2 protein-coding genes are annotated in these 3,429 nt (G+C 72.0%); both read right to left on the bottom strand.

Going from position 1 to position 3,429, the window contains the following annotated elements; translation table 11 throughout:
• The coding region (locus tag ACIOJE_RS41170; protein ID WP_400783812.1) for a beta-ketoacyl synthase N-terminal-like domain-containing protein at window positions 1-707 on the bottom strand (707 nt) is incomplete at its 3' end.
• Between the two features lie 45 nt (window positions 708-752).
• Window positions 753-3,429 (bottom strand): SDR family NAD(P)-dependent oxidoreductase (locus tag ACIOJE_RS41165; RefSeq protein WP_400783809.1); only part of this gene is annotated, 2,677 nt, incomplete at its 5' end.

Below are 3,429 nucleotides of genomic sequence, written 5' to 3'. Positions count from 1 at the left end.
GGGGTGGACATGACGGTGACGCCGCCGGCGAGGGCCATGGTGCATTCGCCGTTGCGTAGGGCGTTGGCGGCGAGGTGGAGGGCGACGAGGGAGGATGAGCAGGCGGTGTCGATGGTGACGGCGGGGCCTTCGAGTCCGAAGGTGTAGGAGATGCGGCCGGAGGCGATGCTGGCGGCGCTGCCGTTGCCGAGGTGGCCGGCGACTTCTTGGGGTGGGGTGGTGAAGCGGGCGGCGTAGTCGTTGTACATGACGCCGGTGAAGACGCCGGTGCGGGTGCCGCGTAGGGACGTCGGGTCGATGCCGCCGTGTTCGAAGGTTTCCCAGGCGGTTTCCAGGAGCAGTCGTTGCTGGGGGTCCATGGCGAGTGCCTCGCGGGGGGAGATCCCGAACAGGGCGGCGTCGAAGTCGGCGGCGTTGTGCAGGAATCCGCCTTCGCGGGTGGCCGACCCGCCGGGGCGTGCCGGATCGAGGCCCGCCAGGTCCCACCCACGATCCTGCGGGAAGCCGGTCACCGCGTCAGCACCGGAGGCAACCAGGTTCCAGAGCGATTCCGGGGAGTCCACCCCGCCGGGGAAGCGGCACGCCATCGCCACGACCGCGATCGGCTCGCGGTTGCGGCCCTCCACCTCTGACAGACGCTCCCGCGCCTGCTGCAGATCAGCGGTGACCCGCTTGAGATAGCCGAAGAGCTTTTCCTCCTGCGCCATCGCGCACCACCCCTATTTTTCGTACGAACGGTAACTGGAACTGCGTTAGAGGTTGCGATCGATGAAGTCCATCAATTCCTCTGGCGTGGTGGCCTCGGTGAGATCGGCGGTGTGCTGCCCGTTCTCATGGCCGCGCCGCTTCCATTCGGAGAGCAGGTGTTCGAGCCGTTCGGCGACGTGCTCACGGTCGGTCTCCTCTCCTGCCGCGGCGAGCAACGCCTCAAGGCGGTCCAACTCGGCCGGCAGCGTGTCGGCCGCACCGGGCAACTCGCCGTCCAGGAAAGCGGCCAGGGCCTCCGATGACGGGTGGTCGAACGCGACGGTCGCCGGGAGTTCGACCCCGGTGAGCGCGGTGAGCCGGTTGCGCAACTCGACCGCGGTGAGCGAGTCGAACCCCAGATCGGTGAAGCTGCGACGAGCGTCGACCGACGCGGCCGAGGCATGGCCGAGGGTGGCCGCGACCTCGGAGCGCACCGCATCGACCAGCACGCGCACGCGTGCCTCGCCGGCGAGGCCGCCGACTCGCTCCCGCAGCGACTCCGCCGTGCGCCGGTCCCTTTGCGGCTCCGGGGCACCGACGAACCCGCGCAGCACGGCGGGCAGTTCGGTCAGGGCGGAGCGCAGCGCGCCGCGGTCGAGGAGCAGCGGGACGACCAGCGCGTCCGGCGACGCCAGCGCCGCGTCGAACATCGCAAGCCCTTGGGCCTCCCGGATCGCCACGACACCGGAACGGCTCAGCCGGCTCACGTCGGTCTCGCCGAGCTTGCCCGCCATGCCGTCCGCGACGTCCCACAGGCCCCACGCCAGGGACACCCCGGCCAGCCCCTGCGCCTGCCGGATCTCGGCCAGCGCGTCCAGGAACCCGTTGGCCGCGGCGTAGTTCGCCTGACCCGCCGAACCCAGGACGCCGGCGGCCGAGGAGAACAGCACGAACGCGGACAGGTCCATCGTGCGCGTCAGCTCGTGGAGGTGCCAGGCGCCGGCCGCCTTCGGCCCGAAGACGGTCCGCAGTCGTTCCGCGGACTGCCGCGGGAGGGTCGCGTCGTCCACCGTCCCCGCGCAGTGCACGACCGCGGACAGCGGCCACTGCGCGGGTATGGCCGCCAGCACCTCGGCCAGCGCACGGCGATCGGTCACATCACAGGCGGCGAACTCCACCTCGGCACCGAGTCCACGCAGCTGAGCGGCCAGGGCATCGGAGCCGGGCGCCGCCTCGCCGCGCCGGGTGACCAGCACCAGCCGCCGGACACCGCGCGTCTCGACCAGGTGCCGGGCGATCCTGCTGCCGAGGGCACCACTCGCCCCGGTCAACAGGACGGTGCCCGGGCGCCAGGGTGCGTCCGCGTCCGCCGGTGCCCCGCAGACGAGGCGTGGCACGAAGGTGCCCTCGGGGCGCAGCGCGATCTGCGGTTCACCCGAGGTCACCGCGGCGGCCAGCGGGCCGTCCCCGTCGACCAGCACTACCCGGCCCGGGTACTCGACCTGGGCCGAGCGCACCAGCCCCCACACTGCGGCGGCGGGCAGGCGGCGTCCGGGGTCCTCACTGGTGAGGCCGTCGGTCACCACGACCAGGCGGGAACGCGCATCGTCCTGCTGGGCGAACCAGTCCTGCACGGACCCGAGCGCGGCTTCGGCCGTCACGCGGGCGGCCTCGGCGACGTCCATCGAGGAGGACTGCCGGGCGACGATCCGCACCACGTCGGTGTCAGCGGGGAGTTCGGCCACCGCGGCCAGCGCCACAGGTTGCCAGTCGACGCGCAGGGACGAAGCCCGTCCCGGCTGCCCCGCCACCTCGGGAACCGGCCGTCCGACCAGTGACGAGATGGAAGCGACGAGAGCACCGGACGGATCGGCGAGGTCCAGCGCGACCTCGTCGGAGCCGCGGCGGACCAGGCGGACGAGCAGCCGGGCACCCGAGTGACCGTGCAGCGTGACTCCGGACCAGGAGAACGGCAGGTTCGCGTGCTCGCGGTCCGGGTCGACCGCGGTGGCGTGCAGGGCGGCGTCGAACAGCGCCGGGTGTACGGCGAAATCGCCGGCGTCGCCGTCCAACCGGACCTCGGCATACAGTTCGTCGCCGCGCCGCCACACGGCCTGCAGGCCGCGGAACGTCGGACCGTAGCCGATCCCGGCCTCCTCCATCCGGTCGTAGAAACCGCTGATGTCCTCCGCCACAGCGTCCGCGGGCGGCCAGTGCACCGGTTCCTCCCCGCGAGCACCGGACTCGGACTCCAGGGTGCCCGCGCAGTGCCTCGTCCACGGGGAGCCGTCCTCGGCGTCCTCCGGACGTGCGTACACCGCGACCGCGCGACGCCCCTCCACCGGCTCTTCAACCTCGACCCGCACCTGAACACCGCCTGCCGCGGCGATCAACAACGGTGCGTCCATGGTCAGTTCGGCCAGCCGGGGGTGGCCACTGCGCCGCCCCGCGTGCAGGACCAGGTCCAGGAAGGCGGTGCCGGGGAACACCACCGCGCCGTGCACGGTGTGGTCGGCGAGCCACGGCAGCGAGGCCAGAGCCACCCGGCCCGTGAACAGCATCCGGCCGGACGATGGGATGGTGATCGATGCCCTCAGAATCGGGTGATCAGCGCTGTCCAGACCTGCCGCATCGAGATCGACCACAGCGGACGGCCGGTTGTCGAGCCAGTAGCGGGTGTGTTGGAAGGGGTAGGTGGGGAGGGGGGTGCGTTGTGCGCCGGTGTTGGTGAAGTAGTGGTCC

It is taken from the genome of Kitasatospora sp. NPDC087861 (assembly GCF_044742585.1).
Classification (GTDB): Bacteria; Actinomycetota; Actinomycetes; order Streptomycetales; family Streptomycetaceae; genus Kitasatospora.
Note: the sequence above shows the minus strand (reverse complement) of the source record. Positions and strands in the feature narration are given on the sequence as shown.